Genomic DNA, 24,397 nt, shown 5'->3' with positions numbered 1-24,397 from the left:
CGCGGGCGTTCATTGAACGCCTGCGGATCTTTTCATTGAGCAATCGACTCGATTCGCGGAAACGGCACGATTCCGCTCACGCCGCCATGTTAAACGCGCTACCGGCAACGCCGCTGTTGTTGGAAAGGTCAGCCTCGGCGACCGCGCCGTCGGGGTTCACAACCGCCAGCCACTTCCAGGTTCCGCCGGCGAGCGATCCGGGCAGCGATACCTTCAGGTTGACAGCCTTGGCCTTGCCCGCCTTGAGGGCAAGTGCGGTGGTCAGACGCGTGACCTCGACTGCTGATCCCAGCGTGCCGTCCGGCGTGGCATAGAGAACTACCGTGCCATTGCCCACACTGGGCACTTCACCCTGGTTGGCAACACTGATCGTCACTTTGCCCACTCGGCCTGCGGCAAAGGTTCCGCCGTCGAAGCTCGACCGAACCGATGCCGTCAGATCCGGCCGACGGACCCGCAGGAGCAATCCTGAAGCATCGACGTTCGAATCGTTCGCGGTCGTCGGGGCGGCAGCCGCCGGGCGATCGGCCCGGTACGGCAGCACCTCGCCGATGATGCGGTAATCGCCCGGCGGCAGATCGGCCGGCACAGCGATCGCGAAGCTGAGCTTCTTGCCGGCGCCCGGCTTGAGCTTCAACACCTTGGCGTACTGCCCGATGATCGCGTCGCTTGCATCGAGCTCTCCATCGAGCGAGGCATACAGGAACACACGAACGTTGCCTTCCATCGTGGTCGCGGCGTTGTTGGTGACAGTCACCCAGGCCTTGCCCTTATCGCCGGCCGACAGCACGCCCTTGATCTTCACCGAGTTCACTCGCACACTCAGGTTCACGTCGCCGGTTTCGCTGACGCGGACGTCTGTCTGGATCGGCGTTCCGGTACCGTCGGCGTCGGCATCGGCGATGAGGTTCACCGGGCCGCCCTGTCCGACCGCCGTGCCGTTCTCCATCCGGAGGTCGCCGTCAGCGAGCACGCTGACCACGCCACGGGCCCGCAGTCGGAAGTTGCCCAGTTCAATCGGCCCGCGCGACCGCGCCCAGATGTGCCGGCCCGCAAGAACGTTGCCTTCCACGCGAATGAACGAAGGGCTGTTTTCCGGCGTTTCGGGGCTGCCCACCAGGACGTCAATCCCGGCCGACATCAGCGAGCGGTCATTGAACACGAAGATCTGGCCTTCCTCGGCGTCGGTGCTGGAGAGTTGCACGGTGCCGTCTCGCGACGATACCTCCGCCGCGCCACCTGTCGAACCGGCCCAGACACTGTCGCCGATCAGCAACACGTCACCGAGTTCGGCCCGGACCGAGGCATCGCCACTCTGAGCGATGCGCACCGCGCCGACGCCGTCCTCGGTACTGTCAGCGTGGATCGTAATGTTGCCCGACCCGGTGGCGCGAACCGTACCGTCCACAAGGATGTCATCACCGGCCCAAAGCTCGAGATTCACGTCGCTCAGACCGCGAAGGTTGCCCGAGACCCGAATCTGGCCCTCTTCGCCCGGCGAACGCAGATAGAAATCTGAACTGAACGTCGCATTGTAAACCGTGATGGTATGGTCGCCGTCCTCGCCCGAATCGTAGCCTCCCTGTGTACCCCGGCCGACCAGGACCGCATCGAAGCCGCTGCCAAGGGCGGCAATCTCACTCGCCCCAATCTGCAAGGTCGACCCAGCCGCCTGCACGCTGGCAACCCCAAGGGTGCCGACCACAATGCCGCGTGAGTTATCCAAAGGCTGCAGGATAAGCAGGCCGGTGCCCGTGACGGAACCGGTTCCGCCGGTCAGGCTCACATCGTTCGCGGTGATGACAATGTCATCACCCTCGCGGGCGGTCAGGCTCGAGCCGGCGGCCATGTCGAACAACGCCGAAGTGGTGATTTCAACCAGCCCGCCGACACTCACATCTGTCGCTGTTCCGAAGCTGATATCGCCCGTCGCAGTGAACAGCAGGTCTGCGCCAATGGCAGTATTGAACCTGTCGACCAGCGTGATCGCCGCACCTTCCACAGTGACCGTATCGACGGCAACGGTCTGCCCCACTTCGTCAAACCGAACATCGCCTGTGCCGGCCGTCACCACGATCGTGTGGTGGCCGTTGATCGAACCGTTGAACGTCACATCACCCGGGCCATCGCCGGTATCGAAGGTGGCAGCACCGGTCAGGCTGATGTCGCCGTCGAAGGTGATGTCGTCATCGCTGGTGGTGATCGAAACCTCGCCAAGGACAACGCTGCCCGTCCCGTGCTCGTGGAACTCTCCGCCGAGATTGAAGTCGGCCCCGGTCGGGATCGTCAGCGTGCCGCCGTGCGTCAGGTCGGTGGTGCCGCTGGCAACTGTCACCGTTTCGGTGAAGGTCAAAGCACCGCCTGAGGTGACGACCAGGCCTGCCTCGGCGTTCACCTGATCGGCGAAGCTGACCACGCCCGTGGCGGATATGTCGATGGATTCGCCCGAATCGAGCGTGCCGGCGAAGACGACATCGCCCGTCGCGGTCAGGTTCACGTCGCCGCTGGTGACGACGCCCTGCTGGAAGGTGATGTCGTCGGCTCCGGTGATCGTCAGCGTGGCGAGTGGTTCGCCGGTGGTGCCGGCGGCCTGCTCGAAGAGGACGTCTCCGCCGGACCCAATGATCGTCAGGTCGTATCCGCCGCGGACTTCGTCGCGGAAGATGACGTCGCCGCCGCCGGTGCCGGTGTCGATCACCGTGTTACTGGTGAGGACGAGCGGTCCCTGGTTGAACTCGATGTCGCCGCCGGTGTTGTAGGTGATCGAGCCGAACTCGACCCGGCCGGTGCCGGTGAAGCGGGTGTCGCCGGCGATATCGAACACGATGCCGTCTGCGAAGGTGGCGGTGCCGTCGTGATTGACGATGAAGTTGCCGCCATTGGTCGTGGTGAAGTCGCCGTTCACGTTCACGCTGCCGGTGTTGTCGGCGTTGTTGACGTTCAGGCCGACATTGCCGTTCACGGTGGAGTCACCGTCAAACGTCACGCCGACCGACGCCGTCACGCTCAGGCCGCCGGTGCCGACATGCACGTCATCGGCGAAGGTGACGACCGACGCTGAACTGACTGTAAGCGCGGTGACAGGTGTGACACCGGTCCCGATGACGCCGTCGAAATCGATCGCGCCGTCATTCATCGTCAGCGTGAGCGTGTGGGCCCCGCCGAGGGTATCCGCGAAGCGGATCGAGCCGTCGGCGGTACCGGTGGTGATGGCGGTGTTGCGGAGCAGTTCCACCGCACCGAGGAAGCTGATGTTGCGTGACACGGCGTCGTGGGCACCGTTCAGGTTCTCGTCGGAACGGATGGTTCCGGTCGAGTTCAAGGCGATGATGCCGCCGGCCGCCAGCGTGATGTCGCCGGACGCGACCAGCTTCGTAACGACGACGTCGTCGGTTTCGGTAAGGAAGATGCCGCCGGCAATGCCGTCGGCCTCGGCCGAGAGCTGATCGGCGTTGATCTCGATCGGGTTGGAGTCTTCGCCAACTGAACCGGCCGCAGTCAGGGTGAGGCTCGACGTCAGCAGATCCACGCCGACGTCGTCGCCGCTTTCCACGATGCTGCCTGCGGAGGTGATCGTGACGGCGTTGCCGTCGGCGGTCACGCTGCCGACAAGCACGTCTTCGTCGGCCGTAGTGGTCGACAGATTCACGTTACCGCTGCCGCCGGCGGTGACGGAAGTCGCCGTCAGCGTGCCGTCAGCCACGGAAATCGCGATGCTGCCGCCGCTGGTGCTCGCCAGCTCCACCTCGGCGTCGCTGCCGGTGTGGCTGAGATCGATCGTGCCTGTTGCAGTCGAGAGGTTGCGTACCGCCAGCGGGCCCGCGAGGGATGTCGAAGCGATGTAGATGTCGCCGTTGGTCGCCGCGTGAGTAGTCGGATGCTCGACTAGAGCCGTGAGATCGTCGGTGACGACGACCAGCCGAGCGCCAGTCGTACCGATGCCACTGAACGACGCGAGTTCGACGACGGGCGACGTAACGCCATCGGTGCCGCTCTCGCCGTTATCCAGGATGCTGCCGGCTTCGCTCGTCGCGTTGACGCTGTCGCTGGCCGAGACATCGCCGATCAACAGGTTGCCCGCGGTGGTCCGCAGCGTAACGGTCCCGCTGACGGCGTCTACCAGTTGGGCGCTCATCGTGCCGGCGGCGGTGATCGCGATGTCGCCGCTCGGAGACGTTACGCTTGCCAGCGTGATCGCACCGGCGTCGCTCATGTAGATGTCGCCGGCGGTCGTCACGGCAGCATCGAGCGTCGCCAGGTTGGTTTCGAGACCATCGGTTGACGCCCCGATGTTTCCGGCGGCCCGCAGCCGGGTTGTTGCCCCGGAGGCGTTGGCGGTGATGTCGGCGGTCGTTTCACCGGCATCGATAATCGCACCGGTGTTGCTGGTGATCGAGACCGCCGAAGCCGTTGCATTCGTCGTCGTCAGCCCGGTGATCGTCGCATCGCCGACCGATTCAATCGTGATTGTTCCGCTGCCGGCGTTGACGGTGGCACCGTCGACAATCGTCAGCGTGCCGGTGTCGGCGTTCAGGTCGACCGAGCCGCCGGCCGTTGTGATATCGCCGGTCGCGGTGACTTCGATCGTGTCGGCGGTGATCGATACGCCCGCAAGCCCCGTCGTGCTGAGCAGGCCCTGCACTGACGTCGTTCCCGATCCCGCCACCTGCGTGAGATTCGTCGAAGCGAACCCTGCCATCAGCGTGACGTCGTCCGCCGATGCGATCGTGACGGCGCCCAGAGGCGTCAATCCCCCTACCGCGGCATGCGTCGTGATATCGCCGGTGCCGGCGGTCAGCAGCAGCGTGTGGGACCCATTCAGCGTCGAATCAAAGTCGATCGCCCCGCCGGCCGTCGCAATTGCGACGTTTCCGGTCAGCGTGACCGGGCCATTGAAGCTGACAGTGTCGTTGGTGGTCGTGATGTCGCCCGCCGTGGAGACCGCGCCGGCTCCCGTCTGGCTGAACGCCCCGCCGATGCTGAAGTCCGCCGCGGCAGCGATGGTCAGCGTGCCGGTGTGATCGAGGATGACTTCGCCCGGCGTCGTGACGGCACCCAGGAACGTGATGTCGGTGGCATCAATGATGATGCCGTTGGCCCCGGCAACATTCACCGTACTGTCGAAGTTCACCAGGCCGGTCGCGACGATGTCCATGAAGCCGTCGCCAGTCGTGGCGACTGCCGCATCGAAGTCGACGGTACCTGCGGTGATGTCGATGCCCGTCGAGCCGGCCGTGGTGACGGCCGCGTCAAAGTCCACGTCGTCGCCGCTGACGACCAGATTGGCGTCCGAGTTCACCGCCCCGCCGAAATGGGCGTCGCCGGTCGTGGTGACGTTAATGCTGCCGTCGTTGTCGGTAGTGGCCGTGCTGTTGAAGGCGCTGCTGGCGGCGTTGACGGTGATGCCCGTCGCACCGCTGCCCAGGACGGCGGCGTTGAAGGTGCTGGAGCCTGTAGCGGTAATCGCAATGTTGCCGTCGGAATCGACCGCTCCGCTGAACAGCACATCTTCCCCGTCGATCGTCACGCCGCCGGTCGTCGTGGTGACCGTGTTGCCGAACGTGAGATCCAGGCCCGTCAGGTTGATGCCGCCCGCGGCACTGGTCGCAACGGCCCCCGTGAAGGTCGTCGCGCCGGTGGCGGCCGTCTGCGTGATGCTGGCGGCGGTGAACGTGCTGTGGGCCGTCAGGCCGGCGTGCGCGTCGATCGTCACGGCGGCCAGTGCGTTGGTCGCACCGACGGCGGCGTCGAAATCGATCGTCGCGTTGCCGCTGTTGAGCCGCAGGTTGTGCGTTCCGTTCAGCGTGCCGGTGAAGTCGATCGCCCCGCCGTTTCCGGCATGGGTGGTGTCGATCGCCGCATCGGTGTCCAGGATCGTGACGCCGAGGATGACCGCAGCGGCATCAGTGGTGAGCGTACCGGCCAGGTGGACGGACGCCGGGTTGTTCGCCCCGCCGGCCGCGGTCAGGCCGCCGATGAGGTGAATCTCGTCGGTCGACTCGTCGCCGAACGTGGCGACACCCATGTTCTGCAGGCCGACGTGATTGGTGATCTCGGTGCTGTCGCCGAGGAAATTGATCGAGAAGTTTTCGCGGGCGGCGCTCAGCGACTGGGCCTGCACGTTGCCCAGGAAGTTCATGGTACCGGTGTTGTTCCCGTTCTCGTCGTGGAAGTGGAGGATGTCGATCCCGGTCGCGTCGCCCGTAACGGTGGCCGTTCCGGCGCCGGTCGAGAATACGAAATGGTTGCTGTTGCCGACGATCGACGCGACAGAGACCGTCCCGTTCTGCGTCGACACGCGGGCACTGCCGTGAAGCGACAGCACGGCATTGATCGTGATCGAGGCCAGGTTCGTGGACGCGTCGAATGTCCCGCCCAGCTCGACCGTGCCGGCGGTCATCGATTGCGCGCCGGTGGTGTTGGCGCCCCTATCGAAGTGCGCGACGGTTGCCGAGTGGATGGTCAGGAACGCCGGCCGCTGACCCATGTCGCCGACGTCGCTGTCGAACGTGATGTTGCCGGTGCCGGCGGTCAGGTCCAGGCCGCCGGGGCCGTCAACGGTATCGCTGAAGCTGATGTTGCCCGCGCCAGCACCGGTGGTGATGGTCAGGTTGCCCGGGAGCGTCACCCGGCCGGTGAACGTGACGTTGTCATTGGTCGTGGTGATCGACGTCGATGCAGCGATGTCGTTCCCGGTGATCGTCACATCACTGCCGGCAGAAATCGCGGCGCTGGTCGTCACCGTATTCGTGCCGCTGAGCGACGTCGTCGTCCCGGAGGTCAGCGTTGCGGTGTTGCTCACGGTGTCGCTGGCGGTCATCGCGATCGATGTCGACGCGTTGATCGGACCGTCGTTGCTGACGACCGGACCGCTGAAGGCGACGGACGAGCCGCTGCTGACGATCGTTCCACTGCTGCTGACGCCGCCGTTGGTCGCGGTCGCGATGATCGCACCAGCGGCCGTCCAGTCGGCCATGTTGTTGACGTTGTCGGCCGCCGTCGCCGTGATGGTTCCGCTGGCGACGATGTCCGCCGAGCCCTGCAGCACGACGACAAACCCGTTGGACGTCAGGACGACGTTGCCTGAGGCACCGGCGGCGGTGATGGTGCCCAGCAGATCCAGGCTGTCCTGGGCCACGAAGGTGACCGCGCCGTTGGTGGTTTGGGTCTTGCCGTCGATGTAGGCGCTGCCGTTGGCAACATTCGCCGAGACCGCCCCTGCGGCGGTCATATCTCCGGTCAGCGTCGCACCCGCGAATGCCGCAACGGCGATCGTGCCGGCGGAAAGCAGATCAGCGGCGGCAGACGTCGTTACCTGCCCCGCAGACGATGTGAGCGACACGTTTCCGCTGGTCACGGTCGTAACCGGACCGGTCATTGCGACATTGCCAGTGGCGGTGAAGCCGGCATTCCCGGCGGTAGCGCTGACGACACCAGCCGAGCTGAGCGTGCCGGCGGAGACTGTTACGCCGATCGCGCCGGCGGCGGTGGTCAGGTCTGCACTGCTGATGAAATCGGTCACTGCCGCCGCGGTGATCGTCTTGGCGGCCGAGATGTCGGCCGCCGCGCCGAGCGTGATGCTCGATGTGACCGACGTCAAACTGACCGCTCCGTTGGCACCGCCGGCAGTCGTGGATCCGGTGATGGCAAGGGTCGTGTTGGCACTGTGCGTCACGGCGCCGTTCGTGGTGACCGAGTTGCCGGACAGATCGATACCGGCGTTGGCGGAGGTGACGCCTGTGGCACCGGCAGACGTCATGTCGGCGTCGGAGTCGACGCCGGCATAACCCGCGACCGCGATGGTGCCTACGGACAACAGATCGCCCGCCGCACCGAGGTTAACCACATCCGTACTCGACGTCAGCGAGATGTTGCCGCTGGTGACGGTCGTGACCGCCGCGGTAACTGTCACGGCCCCAGTCGCCGTGTAGCTGACGCCGCCGCTGGTGGCGGTCACCACACCAGAGGTATTGATTGTGCCCGCGGTCGCCGAGAGGGTAATCGCGCCGTTGGCCGCGATCAGGTCGCCGCTGCTGGCGATGCCGGTGACGGCGGCGATGCCGATCGTCTGCGCCGAGCTGATATCGCCGTTGGCGTTGATCAGCACGTTCGCCGCGGTACTGGTCAGCGAGACATCGCCGGGCCCGCTGGTGGTGACGGCATTGTTGACCGTCAGTGCCTGTACGCTGCTCAGGGTGACGTCGTCGGTCACCGTGATGCCGCTGCTGGAGCCGATCGTTCCGACCGTCAGGTCGTCGGAATCCAGGAACGTTACCTTGCCGGTGTTAGCCGTCAGGGTATCGATGTCGTTGCCAGCGTTGACCAGCGTCCAGGTGGTGTTCGCGCCTTGCAGGCTCAGACCGCCGGCGACGATCGCCTGTGTCTGCGTGACGACGCCGCCGATGGTCGTCAGCGTGATGTTGCCGGTGCCGGCGGACATGCCGCTCTGACCGTTGACGGTGCCGATTGCATAGCCGCTGTCTTCGCGGAACTGCATTGGGTCGTCCGCGGCGGCCATCGTCACGGTGGTGACGGCATTGCTGGCGTGCAGCATGGTAATGCTGCCGCCGGCGGTTACCCGCAGCCCGCTGGTGCTCACAAAGCTGCTCGCACCTTCGGTCACGTTGCCCGAGGCGATGAGCTGAATCTCGCTGGTCGCGTAGACCGGCTGGTTGAGGTTGATGTTGCCTGCATCGGCTTCGATTCGGACGATCGAGCCACGTTCCAGCGCCGTCCCGTTGAGCACCGCATTGGTGGTGACATCGCCAGTACGGGCGTGCAGCCGCAATGTGCCGGTGCTGAGGGCCATATCCACCGGTTGGACCACCGTGATATTGCCGCCGTGGATGGCGGTGTTGTTGGCTAGGTACGAGATCGTGCCGCCCTGCTGGGTGCCGATCGAACCGACGGTGACCGTGCCGGTGCCGGCGGTTTCGTCGCCGATGTGCACCTGTGCCCAGCCGGTCGCGATCGCGGCCAGGTCCGTGTCGTTCATATCCATGACACCGAACACTGCCGGCGGAGACCCGATGCCGATGTTCCGACCCGCGGTGTACGGCTTGATCGTCAGCACGGCGTTGTTGATCGCCGCGCCGACCGTCTTGATCGTCGAGCTGTTACCGGCAAAGTCGACTTCGTCGGCAGTGATGGTCGCATTTCCGGTGCTGATGTTGAGCTGGTTGCTAAAGACGACCAGTTCCTGGCTCAGCACGTCGAGAGTGCCGGCATTGACGGCGCGGTTGAACCGCGTTTCGCCGGCTGCGGTGACGCTCAGCGTGCCAACGGTCACATCGTGGCCGAACGTCACGTCGTCAGATTTCTGGATCGTCAGCGTGCCGCCGGTCACAACGACCTGAGCCGCGAAGCTGATGCTGCCCGTATCCGACCGCAGCGTGACGCTGTCAGGAACCTTGGTGTTGCCGACGCGGTTTCCGAAGCTGATGTCCTCGTCGGCGTAAATCTGTACGGTGCCGTCGACGTCCATCCGGGCGTTGTTGGCGAAGGTGACGGCTTGCAGCTTGGTCGGATCGGACGAGTTGCCCATCAGCAGGTTGCCCACCACGCTCACGTTCTGCGCGAACGCGACGGTGGTCGCCTTGGAGATGGTCATGTTCCCACCGACGCTGACGGTGCCGTTGAACGACACGCTGGCACCATCGTCGATGATCAGGTTCCCGCCGACGGTCAGAGCGCCGCCGAAGGTGATGTTGCCACCCTTGACGATGTGCAGGTCGCCCTCAATGGTGACGGCTTGTTGGAGCGCGATGTTGCCCGCGCCGCTGCTGTTGATCGTCAGGTCGTGAATCGGGTTGGTCGAGCCAATCGCCCCGGTCACGGTGACATCGCCGACATCGGTGATGGTCAGGTTCTCGGTCAGCGAGTTGGCGACACCGTCGATTTTGCCCTTGCCGACGCCAAAGATGAGTACGTGCGCAGTGGTGGCGGTGATCGCGGCGTTGACGTTGTCGTGGATGACAATGTTGTCGTCGACTTCCACGTAGGTGCCGGTGACGTTTGGCGCGGCCGACGTCATGTTCAGCGTATGGCCCGAGCCCACGATGACAACCGGGCCGGCGTCGACCGACAGCGACTCCACCTGCATCGTGCCGCCGGTACGCGGTGCACGCAGGCGGACGGCATCGTTGAAGCTGGCATTGGCGGCCTGGAAGGTGTGGCTGCCGTCGTCGCGGCCGATGACCACCTCCCGGAATCCGTCCTCCAGGTACTGCACTTCCTCGGCTTCCAAGCTGAACTGGTACGGGGCCTCGATCTTAATCTGCGGCGGCTCGGCGTAGTTGGCGCCGGGGTTGGTGAAGGTGATGCCTGAAATCCTGCCGTCGATGACCGTCGCGACCGCCGTCGCCTGCACGCCCGGCAGGCTGATGCGCAGTTCCGGCGCGGTGATGTATCCCGTGCCACCGCCGGTGATCGTGATGCCGGTGACGACGCCGTCGGCATCGTAAGCCGCCGTCGCGGTGGCCGCAGTTCCCGGGGTTCCGTTGCTACCCGGGGTTCCACCGTTCTGACCCCCGCCGACGAAGGTAACGATCGGCTGATACGTCGAGTTGTAGCGCTTGCCGCCGAAGGTGACCAGAGCGCTCTGCACCGCACCGTTGACCACGTTGGCCACGCCGTACGCACGCTCGCCTGGCGCGGGCAGGGTGACCATTGGCGTGGTCGTATAGCCACGACCGCTGTAGAGGGTGTTGATGGAGACCGATCCGGTCGGTCCGGAGACCGAGACCGTGGCCCGACCCTGCGTGCCGTTCAGGCCGATCGGGGCGTCGAACTTCACCGGCTGCAGGATGAGCTGACCGCCGGTCGCGCCCACAAAGCTGTTGATGTCCACGTCGTCGGCCGTCAGTTTGATCTGGCCGACGCCCGTCTGAAGCTGGCCGCCTTCATAGATAATGTTGCCGGCGTTGTCGCGGACGTAGATCGGAATCGTCTTGGCCGCGTCCTGCCACAGCAGCATGCCGTTGGCGTTCATTGCCTGCACCGGCTGGCCCAGGTGCAGCGTGCCGGCGAAGGTGGTAACGGCAACGTCGCCGTCGATCGTGCTGATGCCGTTGACATGGTCGATCGTGCCGATGCGAACGCCATCCTTCTCGAGGATGTTAATGCCCGCGCCGTCGCCGAGTGTCTGGGCGACCAGCCGATCGACATCGGTCTTGATCGGCCGGGACGGGTCGCCAATGCCGTAGTAGCTGATCGCCTTGAGCGATCCGCCGGCCGACTTGATGTGGGTGCGGTTGAGCGCCGTGGCGTCGGAGTCTTCGCCGACGATCTTGCCGAATCCGTTCGGCAGGATGGTGACGGTCGGGGCAGACGGGTAGCCCTCGCCGGGGTTGGTGATCTTGAACCCGGTGATCTGCCCGCCGCTGACGATCGCGGTCGCGGTGCCCGCGCCTTGGATGATGACGGTCGGAAGCAGGTCGGCGTCGTAACCGGAGCCGCCGTTGGTGACGTCGATGCGTTCGATGCGGCCGTCGGCATCCAGCACAGCCGTCGCCGCAGCGCCCTGGCCGCCGGCAGTGGTGGGGAACGCGGTGGTGGTGATGTCATCGAGCGAATCAGTGCTCTTGTAGCGGAAGTCGCCGTGCTTGAACTCAATGTTCGAGCCGTTGGGGAAGAAGACTTCGCCCATGTTGACGATCGCCCCCAGGTCGGCCTGGAGCGTGATCTGGCCGCGGCCGTCGCCGGCTCCGGGGTCGGAACCGACGGTGCTGCTGCTGACGTTCGCCGCCAGGCGGATGCTGGCCGGCGGCGAGATGATGACGCGCGGTGCCGGCGTCGACAGGTAGCCGAAGCCGCCGTCGAGCACGGTGATCCCAGTCACCTGTCCGGACCCATTGATGGTCGCAACGGCGCGAGCGGCGTAGCCGCGCTCGTCCACGATCGCGACGACCGGAGCAAAGTCGTAATGAGCGCCGGGGTTGGTCACCGTGATGCCGGTGACCTCACCATCGACAACCGTCGCCGCCGCGGTGGCGATGTCCGACGGGCTGCCGATGTTCTTCCCGCTGACGCGAATCGAGATGTCGCCGTTGTTCACTGCCTGGATCGGGTGATCCAGGGCAAACCCGCGCTCGGTGGTGATCTTCACCGTGTCGGCGGTGATGGCAGCGTTGAGGTCCATCCGCTTGGCGGTGACCGTCAGGCTCTCCTGGATGTCCAAGTGATCGTTGAGTTCGAGTGTGCCGTTGGGCAGATTGATCTCAACGTTATCCGTTTCCGACACGTTCCAGGTCTTGGGCCGCGGAACGCCGGGCGTGGTCCATCCGGCGAACTTGATCGACTTCCCACCACTGGTGATGCGGTAGTCGCTGCCGCCGTTGCCCTGCTTGTCGAGCGTCACCGCGCCTGCGGTGGTCGACGTGAAGATCATCTTGTCGCCGTAGCTCACGCGATCGACCAGCGCGACCACCGGGTCGGTGTAGTCTTCGCCGCCGTCGAGAACATAGATGCCCTGAACCTTCCCATCCTTGTCTAGGCTGGCGACGGCGCGAGCTCCGGTACCGGTGCCGCCGTCGTCGGTGATGACGACTTCCGGAGCACTGGCGTAGCTCGCCCCGCCGGTGGCGACCTTGATCTCCTTGATCTTCTTGCACGGGTCCGACAGCGTGATGTCGCCGATGGTCGCCGTGGACGTCGGGCGGATGCCGTCGTCGATGGTGATGCCGTCGGTCGCGACGCCGGACATGGTGTCGCCGACAAAGTTGTAGGTGTCGACCGATTCGTGCCCGCGAAGGATCAGGCCCTTGCCGTTGTTGGCGTTGCGGGTGGTGGGGTTGGTGATGTTGAAGACGTCGCGGCCTTCGGACCCGCGGATTTCGGTCACCGCGCCCAGACTGAACGTGGTCACGTTGGTGTCGCCAGCGTAGATCGTGCTGCCCGCGCCCTGCAGCGTGCCCACCAGCGGCAGGGTGCTGTCGACGTAGTCGAGCAGGTTGATCAACGCCGCGGTGTCGAGCGTCACCGTGTCTTTGCCGAACGATCGGCGCAGGAACAGCTTGTTGGTCGATCCGCTGCCGCCGCCGGTGACGGTGTCGTTGCCGTCGCCGGGGTCGATCTCATTGGTGCCCGAGCCGGCAGTGATGGTGTCGTTGCCGCCGTTGCCTTCAATACGAAGGTTGCCGCCGCCGGCGGTGATGACGTCGTTGCCGTTGCCGCCGGTCAGGATCGACTGCGAACCAGTAGCGGCGTTGCCGAGCAGGATGGTGTCGTTGCCGTTGCCGCCGTCAATCTCGACAGGGATGCCGTTCAGGGCCGAGGCATCGATGTAGTCGTCGTACTCGCCGCCGTAGACGACCACGCGGGAGACGTTGTTGTACGTCTGGGTGTAGTTCTGGTCCCAGTTCTTGTACTGAACCTTGACGGTGTTGGAGCCCGGCGTTTCGTTCCAGATGCGGAAGCGCTCGGCGCCGTCCAGCGCCTTGAGTGGGTCCTGGTTGCTGACGCGCTTCTCGGCGGCAGGGCCGGCGTTGATGAGCAGCGTGCTGGGGTTTTCGGTGCCGTCAGGATTGATGGTGGTGACCACGCCGGCAAACGTCGGCGGACCGTCATTGCCTTCGCGGCTGACGTTGAACAGCTCGAGCCGGGCGAACGTCTTGCCGCCGGAGTAGAGCGTGATTTTGTACGTCTTCCAGGGCGTCCAGATCTTCAGGCCGACCCAGTAGTAGTAACGGGCGTAGACTTCGCCGGAGAGCGACAGGTCGGCCAGGTCCAGCGGGTTGCCGGTGTACTTGACCAGATCGTACGCCTCGACCACGCGGAGCTTGCCGTCGTTGTTGGGGTCGTTGAGGTTTACGCTGCCGGTGAGCGCAAAGCCCCCTTCAATGCCGCCCTTGGCCAGGTACAGATCGATCTCTCCGTAGATCGCAATGCTGGCGCGGAACCAGAACTCGTCGACGTCGGCGCCGCTGCCGTCGGCATTGGCGCGGTCGGAGACGTAGAACCCCTGCATCAGGTCGGCCGGGTCGCCGGAATCCTTGAACATCCGGATGCCGCGGGTGTCATAGCCCATCGCGAGCTGACCCTTCATCTGCAGGTTCAGGCGGATGCCCGCCTCGAAGCAGATGATGCGAACCAGCGGGATGCTCTGCTCGAAGCTGAAGTTCAGCTTCGGCAGCGAGTAGGTGACCAGCGGCACGTCTTCGCCCATCAGGAGCTTGAAGATCGTGATCGGGTCTTCCAGGATCGGGATGCTGAACCCGCCCTTGTCATTGGGGTTGCTGATGCCCGGCTGGCTGGAACTTTCCTTGTCCTGGGCGTCGAGCTTGCCCATGGCATTGGTGACGCTGTTCAGGCCGGCGCCGGGGTCGGCGATCAGGCTCTGGTTGCGCTGCGTGATCGACGGGGCCGAGACCTCGCTGTTGTCGTAGTAGATGGTCTTGCCCATGCCGGGCTGGCCGAGCGGACCGCTGCTGATCTTGGCGAGCCAGAAGTTGCCGATCGGCAGGTAGACGTTAGCGTCGTCCGGAACGGCGGCCATCACGCCGGACAGTTCGCGCACCAGGATCGCCATCTCGATCAGCGTCGCTACGGCCTGGCCCTTGGGCCCGCCGAAGGTGTAGAGCAGCGTCGTCAGCTTGATGGGCCGGCCGGCGATGTCCGAGATCACGGGGATCTTCGTCTGGATGGCGCTGATCAGCGGGTCGATCGGCTTGAGGGTCTTGTCCACCTCTACCGCGATCGGCTTGATGAGCTTCGTCAGGAAACTGCCCAGGTCCAGCCGGATGTTGTTCATCCCGACTTCCGGCACCAGGTCGCGCTTCTGCTCGGTCGTGGTGTCGAACGGGTTGGCCGGCGGCGTCATCGAATCGGTGCGCCAGTCCAGGTTGAAGTCGGCCGTCAGGCGCGGGATGTTCGCGTCTTCCGACACCGTCAGCACCATCGAAAGGTTGACGACTGCCTCGGCGTTCAGCACGAACTCGAACAGGCCCGTCCCGCCCTGCCGCAACTCACCCCAGGTGATGCGGTTTTCCGACGGGTCTTCGTTGATGGGCGCGTCGAACTCGTAGTCGGCAAGGGTCGTCGGGTTGGTGACACCTTCCGCCGGCTTGATAGTGTACCAAGTGTCGTTGTCGTCCTCATTGAGCAGGACGGGGATAGTGTTGCCGTCGTCGTCGAGCACGGGCTCGCCGCCGAGCGGGTTGCTTCCGTCCATCAGCAGGAAGCCGGTGAGCGACGGGCCCGGCCGGGCGACATAGCCGCCGGCTTCGTCGCTGGGGTCTTTCAGGTTGATGCCGATACGGCCGGCAATGCGGGTGGGCAGGCTGTTGTTGCGGTTGACGCCGAACTCGTCGTCGTTGCGTCCGTTGGACGTGATCGTGCTGGCTTCGGAGGGGTCGTAGAAGTACTCGGCGTCGCCGAGCGCGCCCAGGCCGATCTTGGGTTTGTCGGTCGCCGACAAGTTGAGGAAGAAGAGCGAACCAAACCCGTTGAACGGCGCGGTCTGGTTGTACTCGATCATCTGATCGGGATTGAACTCGTCGTCACCGCCGTTGATCGCCGCCCAGGTCGCCCCCTGCTGCGGGCGGTAGAAGCCGAGCTTGTCGATGTACGCCGGCACCCAGTCGCTGCCGTCCTGTGCGGCGACCACCCAGTAGACTTCCTCGTCGAAACCCGGGCCGGCGGCAGACAGCGAGTCGTCGTCACAGACCTCTTGGGGCATCTGCACGTTGGCCAGATCGTTGCCGTCGAGCGGTGTACCGGTTTCGTCCACCGGCAGGACATTGATGATGTCCCGGCTGCCGTCGCCCTTCCGCGGGCCGCGAACCCAGTTGCCGTCCTTGTCCTTGATCGCGTAACCGGTCGGGCTGTCGCTCTTCTCCGCGACTTGGAAATGGTACCCGTCGCCGCGCAGGCCGGCTTCAAAGCGCAGTTCCAGCTCGTTGGCGACCGGGTTGCTGTCCGTAACGACGTAGAACCCGTCGTCAATCGAGTAGCCGAACCCGAACGTCATGTCCCAGCCGAGCTTGAAGCTCAGCCCGCCGTCCACGCCCAGCGTGAACGCCGGCGCGAGCGCGTCGAAGTTGAAGCTGATGTCCGCGCCGGTGTCGAGCAGCGTCTGGCCGAGACGGAGCTTGAACTCCACGGCGTGCGCGCCGTACCCGCCGAGGCCGGTCATCTTGTTGCCGTCTTCGTCGAGGAAGTCGAGACCGACATCGTCCATCGAATCGGCCTGGACCATGCCATCGACGCTGCGGATGCCGTTGTCCTTGAGCAGCAGATCGATGCCGCCGGGGCCGAGCACGTTGTAGATCGATTCCTTGATCGATTCGAAGACGGCCTCGCCCTTGCCGCGCATGTTGTTGCGCAGGTCGAGCAGCCAGCCGGTACGCCAGCCGAAGACGTCATCCACGGCATCGCCCAGTGCCGGGCCGATGACGGGGATGTTGAGGTTATCGAGGGCACGCAGGCCGGTCTCGATGGTGCCGAACAGGATGTCGAGCGGATCGACGAGGATCGCCGGGTCGCGCAGGATGTCCAGCAGCGTCGGGGCCTTGATGCCGGAGTTGGCGTCCTCGACGTCGGGAGTAAAGATCTCGACCGCCCCGCCGTCGCGGAGATCGGTCAGGTCGGCGGTGAGCGAGTCGATTGCGTTCTGCTGGGCGCCGTTGGGATTGCCGCCGGCGGTGGTGTAGATGTCGGAGATCTGGTTCTGCAGATCGACTGCTTCCAGCACGTGATCTGCATAGGCCTGCAGGTCGCCGATGTGCAGGCTCATGACGTTGCCGCCGGGGTGGACATCGGTCAGGCCGGTGCCCTGGATGCGCACGTTCACGGTGCGGTTCGTGAACGGGTTCATCAGCTCGGTCGGCGTGAACATCGGCAGGTTCACTTCCGCCGTGCCTTCGAAGACGGCTTCGAAGTTGTCAAGATCGAACGCATCCTTCTCGACACCGGCCGGATCGAGGTAGAACTTGCCGTCGTTGCCGCCGAGCGTGACCGTCAGCGTCGCGGCAGTGCCTTGGCGGGCGAAGTGGAGCTGGTTCGTGTCCTCATCAAACGTGTAGACCGGCTGGCCACCGCTGGTGACCACCGGGCCGCCGAGCGTGGCGTTGCCGTCGCGGACAAAGACGCCGAATGCGCCCGTGGCGGCGGTGAAGTTGATGCCGTCGGCCGAGGCTTCGATCGCGAGCTGAACCGACGTGCCGTTCTCCAGGTCCAGGTCGTCCGAGCCGTCGTGGCCGTACAGGAACGTGCGCGGCGCGTCGGGGTCGGTCAGGTCGATGCCGATCGACAGTACCGACGTGCTCTTGATCTTCACCGTCAGCGGCGATCGCGACCCGGTGTCCACCAGGCGGCTGAGGCCTTCAGGGGCGGTGTCGTTCGTGAAACGGTAGAAGTCGGCGAGCGTCAGATCGAGCGGCTTCTCGGTGGCGACGCCGGTCTCGACCTTCAGATCGATCCGGTAGGCGTTGTTGGCGCTGTCGAACGCGACACTCACGTAATCCGTCGGGATGCTGAACGCCGCCGAGAGGGCCGTGGCGATCTGTTCCGGCGTGGTCACGGACATGTCGCGGAACGATTCGATCCGGCGGAGCATGTCCCCCTTGATGTCGATCAGGTCGTTGAGCGTGAGCTCGACCAGCGGCAAGGGGATGTTCGCAAACGCGTCCATCTGCGACTGGAGCGTGTCCATCACCGGCATGACGTCGGCCAGCGCCTGGGCGACCGTTGCCGGGCCGAACGCGCCCTGCAGGCCGACTTCGCCGAACGCCGACAAGCCGGGCACGAAGCTCGCCACGGCAAAGTCGGGATTGGCGGTCGGGGTTTTCGCTGAGACGATCAGGGCATCGTCGCCGGCGGTGATGGTGAACATCGACGAAGCGTTGAAGCCCAGCGCGGGAACGCCGGACACCGTGCGCGTGACACTTGACAGCGCCGCGCTGAAGTCGGCGGCCAAGTCGGCGACGGACGCGTTGGTAGTGGTGTTCGCCGCCAGCACGCTGACGGTGTACTTCGCACCCTCGTACAGGAAGTTGACCGTGCCCGTCGAAGTGAGCACACCGTTGACCTGCCCCGGCACCGGAATCGGCACACCGACCGGAATCTCCACGATTGCCGTCGTATCGGAGATATCTGCGATGCTGATCGCGATGGCGGCGTTGTTGTCGATGTCGGCCGAGCCCGAGGTGATGTCTTCAAGCGTGATCGCCGCGGCAGCGTTGCCGGCGCCTCCGGCGCCGGTCAGCGTTCGGTCGAGATAACTCGCGGGGCTGTTGCTGATGAGCGTCGAGCCGGCGTCCACGCCGCTGCCGATCAGCACGTCCATCTCCGCCGCGACACTGCCGCCGCTGATGCTGGCGAAGTCGAGCTTGTTGAAGCCGTAGGTGACGGACCCGGCGAAGGTGGGGACCGTGAGGGCGAGCGATCCGCCGGCGAGCGCGCTGCCGTTGGTGTGGTTGCGCAGATAGCTGGTGGTTCCGCTGGCGCGGGCAGTCGAGCTGGAGAGGTCTCCGTCTGCGCCGTCGTCGAAGCCCAGTTCCGTGACTGCTGAGTCCGTCCGGCTGGCCGACAGCGTGATTGTCGCCGGCCAGGCCGTTGAGCCCGGCGAGGTGGCAAAGAGGTAGACGTTGCTGTCGCTCGCGCCGGCCGCGGTCGCGATGGTGGTGAAGAAGAGCTTGTCAGCGAGTGACAAGGTCGCTTCGTCGCTGTCGATCACGCCGTCGATGTCGGCATCGAGTGTGACGGTCGAGAGCGCGGCGTTCAGGTCCAGCACCAGGTCGGCGAACGACGTGTTGGTCGTGGTGTCGGCGGCGGGGACGGTCACCAGGTAGCTATCGCCGTCGTAGGTCACTGCGAACGTCAGATCGCTCGACAGCACGCCGGCCGTATGACTGATGGCCGTCGCTGAACCGCCGTTGGCGGGGGTGGCGGTGATCAGTTCGAGCTTGTCGCTGTCGAGCTGACGACGGGCGATCATGCGGTCACTCGTCAGGTCGGCCGTGCCGCCGCCGCTGGGGACGGCCTGCTTCAGGGCGCGATTGATGTCGGCGACGAGATCCTGAACGTTGTTGTTGGCGCTGGTCCAGGTCGCCGGCACCGTGACCGCAAACTTGTCCTGAAGGACGAACTCCAGGTCGAAGTGGGCATCGGTCGTCAGGCGACCATTGGCCGGAACGGCCTCGGCCGACGCGAAGAAGATGGGGTTCGCCGGGCCGAGCTTGAACTCCAACCCGAACGCGATGTCGGAGTTGACCGTGGGCGTGAAAGTCAGGCTCTGGTTGGTCGGCTTGATACGGCCGACCGGATCGGGGTTGAAGTCAAAGCCGGCATCGACCGTCGGCGTCGATGTACCGGTGGCGGCGAATTGCAGCGTGACGGTGCCTGCGACCGCGTCGTAGACCGGCGTAATCGAGATGGTCGGGAAGAGACCGCCGTTGCTGAAATCTTCGAACGTGCGGAGCGACGACGGCCGAGGTGTGGCCGAGACGTCGCCGACGAGGAACCCGAGCGCGACCATGCGGTAGGCGGCCACATCGCTGGCGGGTTCGATGTCGAATTCCGTCCATGCCCCGCCTTCGGGCAGGTAGAGCTCCAGGCGGTAGTCTTCGCCCACTTCCGGTTCGCCGGTGAGCACCTGGTTGTCGCTGTCGATCAGTCGCGCGGCGAGCTTGCCCGTCAGTCCCGCCGTCGCCATCGCGGCCTGCACGTCGGCCAGCGTGTCGGCGACGCTGGTGCGGCTCTGGTCGAGGATGTCCACCGTCACCGATTCGTTGCCCGACGTAACCACGAACTGCGCATTGGTCGACAGGTCGGCCGGCAGTGCCAGCGAAGCCCGAACCCGGCCTTCGGTGTACTGATCGAGCGCTGTCAGTTCGCTGCCGTAGTCCACAATCCCCAGCCGACGCAGATCGCTCTCGGCCGACTCGATGAGATAGGCGTTACCGGTGAGAACCGCCGCACCCGAGGTGATGCCGTTACGCTGGCTCCCCCAGACGACCGGCATCGCTCCGACGCGGGTGACCTTCACCACGCCCGTTGTGCCGCTGGCAAGAATGCCCGCATGCACCGCCGCCGCCGCGACGGGTGTTGCGGTGGTGTAGTAGTTCGTGCCGGTGACCGTTCCTGTCGTCGTCCCCGTGACCGTGTAGTAGTAGGCCTGGTTGAGCGTCAGCGTCGTCAGGTCGCTGGCGGGGGCAGTGGGGTTCAGGCGGGCGGCATCCGGGGCCACGGGCACGATCGCGAACTTCTGCACCGCGACATTCGTCGCCTTCAGCGACATCTTGCCGCTGATGTTGCTCGCCTGGATCTGCAACCCGGCCGTTGTCAGGGCGGCGTTGACGTCGGTGATCAGGTCGGCGAGCGTCTCGCGGGTGTTGTCGGCGGCGACCGTCACGGTGACGATCGGCCAGGTGTTGTTCACCACCACGCCGAACTTGAACGCCGCCCGCAGGTCCGACCACATCGAAGGCACCGGCGTGCTGTCGCTGCTCAGCGGCAGGCGGTAGTCCGTCAGGGCGTCGCGGCCCGGCGTGTTCAGCACGGGCTCGACGATGTCCACCTTCGCGCCGATCGCCGACTGGAACAAGCTGCCGAAGTCAAACAGCTCGCCGAGGGTCTTATCCTTCAGGAACGGGACATTGACGCCGAACAGCGCATCGTCGGAGTTGGCGAGCGTGGTGTAGAGGTCCTTGACCTTCAGGATCTCGCCGATCACGTCTTCAACCTTCAGCGTGCTGAAGTAGAGCACGTTGCTGAAGTCGGTGGTCGTGTAGCTGGGAGCGGTGTCGTCGAAGATGTTGCTGTCGACGACAACGATCTTGCTGTTGGCGGTCGTCGCGGCGACGCCGCCGAGGCTCGCCGTCACCGGCAGATCGAGGTTCGCCGTCCCGCTGAGCGTGCCCGAGAATGCCGTCACGTCCGAACCATCGGTCGCCCAGCTGTTGAGCGTGCGGCTGGTCGCACCGCTGAAGCTGACGGGGATCTTCGCCCCGACGACACCCGAAGCGCCCACGAGCTGCCCGCGAATCAGCCCGAACTCCGCCGTCGTGGTGACATTGCTGAACGTAAACCCGGCGAGCGCGTTCAGGCGGGTGAACGCGAGCGTGGTCTTGTTCTGCGCCAGCGTGCTGCCATAGGTGTGGCCCTGCAGATCGACGCTGATGGAAAACTCGATGTCGGCCCCGCCGCCGACGGTGATCGTGGGCGGCGTCGGTAGGTAGAGGCCGAGGTCGCGTTGCAGGTCGGGCAGGTCGAGCGAGATGTCGTCGCCGCGGGTGTTGGCGATTGCGATAGTGATCGTGATGGACCGGGCATCGCTCGCGGCAGGCTTGCTGAACGCGACGGTCACGTTCCGCACGGCCGACGTTCCAGGAACGATCGACGTCAGACGGGCTTCCAGCGCCGCCTTCAGGCCGGCCAGGTCGGTGATCGTGCCCGCGGCGTTGAAATAGTTGTCGGCTGCGTCGCTGAGCGCGAGGTACGAGCCGATCTGGTGTGGCTGCACGGAGCGTCCCCAGTCGGTGACCGGGTTGCCGTTGGAATCGAGGTCGGCGCTGTTCGGGTAGAACAGGTCAGTCACCTTCAGGCCGCCAGTGAACGGGACTTCCGTGTCGTTGTTCAGGCCGGCGTTGGCGCCGGAGAAGGTGCCGATCTTGGTGCCAATCGCCTCGACTACGTCGAGCGCCTCGACGATGCGGTCCTGCGTTGCGGTGTCGACCGGCAGGTCGGGCGTCAGCGATTTGCCGGCCGATGTGGTGGACCCGATCGTGAACGTGATGCCGCGGGCGGTCAGGTTGGGCGCAGACGTTGCCGTGGTGAAGGTGACGGCGCGGAAGACCGCCTCCCACTGTGCCGCCGTCAGCGCCCCGGCGGAGGTCAGGCTGAGGGTGCCGGTGCCGGCGGTGAAGACCGGCGTGATTCCGCCGTAGCTCACCGCCAGCACGTCCTCGCCGTTGCGGTAGTTGGTCGCGATCCGCACCAGCGCGGTCGTGCTGGTGTCGCCGGACGCAGTCACCACCACACCGCTGTCAACCACCGTCGCCGATCCGCTGACCTCATGCGTCGTCGTGCCGCCCGACGGCGTGATGGCGAACGCGAGGGTGGCGGAGAAGTCGGCGGCGGCCAGCAGGCTCTGCACGTCCGACTTGTCGCCGGCGACGAACTCCAGGTCGGCGTCGCCGCCGAGCGCGGCGGGGCCAGTGACGTCGGTCGAGGCTGCGACGGTGGCGCCGGTCAGCCGGGCGAGCGATTCGACGAACAGCTCGCCGCCGGACCCGCTGGCGACATCGCAGCCGTAGAGCGCGATCGAGGCGTCGCCGGCCAGGCTCGCCGACCACTTCTTCAGCTCTTCGGCCTTCTCGAAGAGGTCCTGCCGCACGACCGACTTTCCGCCAAGGCTCAGCGCACCCGAAGCGCCGTGGGAGACGATGCTGACCGACCTGACGTTGCTGCGGCCAGCGAGCTCACGCGTGATGGTCGCAATCGGATCAGCCCCGGCGACAAACGTGATGACCTCGGCATCGGCGGGCAGGTTCGTCGTCCGGGCGACGCCGGCATCCACGAACACCAGGGGACGCGACGCCTGCGCGGCGGCGAGCGATCGCACGTCCGGCGCTGCCGCGTCGATCGCCTTGGCGATGCTCAGCATCACCCGAGGTTCCATCTGCTCGGCGTGAGCGCGGGAACCGCGCCCGGGGCCGGCGGCGAGGAGATCCTTCCGCTCGCGGAACTGGCGAATCAACTGCGACAGACGATCAGGCGTCCACATGCGTCTCATCCTTGGCGGAACCGGCCCGCCTCCCTTTGCACCTTCGCGACTCCTTGCCGCATCACCTCCGAGCGATGCGGCTGACCGACCATCCCCATGCCCGGGGGCGTTCGGCGTCGAGACTGCGGTCCTTCCGCCTGTGCGGTTGGCGCAACCTCTGCGGGTCGTATCGGTTGGGGAATTGGTGCGCAGACGGTCTGCCTGCGGGATGCACCGAGGCGCTAAACAGCCTTCGATCACGTGGGGCAGTTTTCAGAGATGGTTGGTGGAGATGGCGATAAACCAGGCCGAGCCGGCTTTCGGACGTTAACGTCCGAGAAACGGATACCGATCAGCGCTGCGTTATTGCGCGAAGGACTGACGGCAGCCTACCGGCGAATGGTCTGGCAGCAGGGACGGGATGCCAAGACGCCAGTGTGAAGGGAGGGACAGCGAGCCGTTATCGGCGACGTTACGGCGTTATGGGCCGTAAGGCACGCTGATATCGGGATTATTCGGGCGTCACCGCCATGGTACAGGCTTGCGGCCTGTGGTTCCCGGAGGAGCGGCAGAGCTCGCAGAATGGAAGCCTGTAATGCGGAAGGTTGTCACTCGAAGGCATACTTTAGCCCGATCGCCGCACGCCAGCGGTCAAGCATCCGCATATTGCCCAAGGTGTCGTCCCAGCTCATCGCCGGGCTCGGGGCTTGTCGCAGATGCAAATTGGCGGCGACGGTGTCGGCCTCGAGCGCATAGAGCGTCAATCCTGGATCGACGACGATCTCCTGCGCGGGACGACCACGGACATTCAACACCAGGCGGCTGCTGGCGCCGTCGCGGGAGGGAATCCAGGGGTCTGGGATGAGCAGCCAACCCTGCGAGCCGTATATGCGGACGACGTTCTCCTGGTCGCACTGCACGCCGGTCGAAAGTTGTGCCAGGATGTCGGGCTCGCCCGGCAGGCCGGGGAACTTCGCCGAGGCGACGGTCCATTCATCAACCCCCGTACGCCCCAGGTATCCGGTGGCCACGAGTTCACTCGGTTCTGCAAAGGGCTTTGCGACGGCCGCCCCGGCGATCAGCCGGCAGATGCTGGTCGGGTAGCAGCCGACGTCCAGAATGCCGCCGCCCGCCAGTTCATTTGCAAGAAGTCGGCTGCGGGCGTCGTAATCGATCGGCCAATGAAAACTGAAGGTGGCCTGGATGACCCTCACGGCACCCATCAAGCCGGACCTGATGATCTTGAGTGCTTTCGCGATCTGCGGATGGCAGCGGTACATGAATGCTTCCATCAGGAACACATCATGTTTCCGCGCCGCTGCGATGATCGCCTCGGCCTCGGCGGCGCTGACGCCAATCGGCTTCTCGCAAAGGATATGCTTCTTCGCCTCGGCGGCCGCGATCGCCCACCGCTTGTGGGATGTGTGCGGCGTCGCGATATACACCGCCTGCACGTCCGGGTCGGCCAACAGCGACTCGTAAGAGCCGTGACGATTGCGAACGCCAAACGCGTCGCCGAAGGCATCGGCCGTCACACGGTCGCGGCTGCCGACCGCAACCACAACCCCGCTGGTCGATGCCGCCACGCCCGCCGCAAAGGTCTTTGCGATGGTGCCCGTACCAAGGATTCCCCAATGCAGTTTTGCAGTCATGTTTCGGATCTCGCTGTTTGTCAGATGCCAGTCGAAGGGGTTG

At 65.2% G+C, this 24,397-nt stretch carries 2 protein-coding genes; both read right to left on the bottom strand.

What is annotated here, in order from left to right; genetic code table 11:
• Window positions 1-76 precede the first annotated feature (76 nt).
• On the bottom strand, window positions 77-22,723 hold the full coding sequence (locus tag IPV69_RS16245; RefSeq protein ID WP_206290738.1) for a DUF4347 domain-containing protein: 22,647 nt from the start codon (window positions 22,721-22,723) through the stop codon (window positions 77-79).
• A gap of 587 nt (window positions 22,724-23,310) precedes the next feature.
• Window positions 23,311-24,354, bottom strand: coding sequence for a Gfo/Idh/MocA family protein (locus IPV69_RS16240; protein ID WP_206290737.1), 1,044 nt, complete (start codon window positions 24,352-24,354; stop codon window positions 23,311-23,313).
• Between the last annotated feature and the right edge of the window lie 43 nt (window positions 24,355-24,397).

Origin of the sequence: Humisphaera borealis, from assembly GCF_015169395.1 — a bacterium.
Classification (GTDB): Bacteria; Planctomycetota; Phycisphaerae; order Tepidisphaerales; family Tepidisphaeraceae; genus Humisphaera; species Humisphaera borealis.
Note: the sequence above shows the minus strand (reverse complement) of the source record. Positions and strands in the feature narration are given on the sequence as shown.

Coding starts and splice junctions, on each gene's coding strand:
- IPV69_RS16245 (WP_206290738.1), bottom strand. CDS start 22,723: ATGTGGACGCCTGATCGTCTGTCGCAGTTGATTCGCCAGTTCCGCGAG.
- IPV69_RS16240 (WP_206290737.1), bottom strand. CDS start 24,354: ATGACTGCAAAACTGCATTGGGGAATCCTTGGTACGGGCACCATCGCA.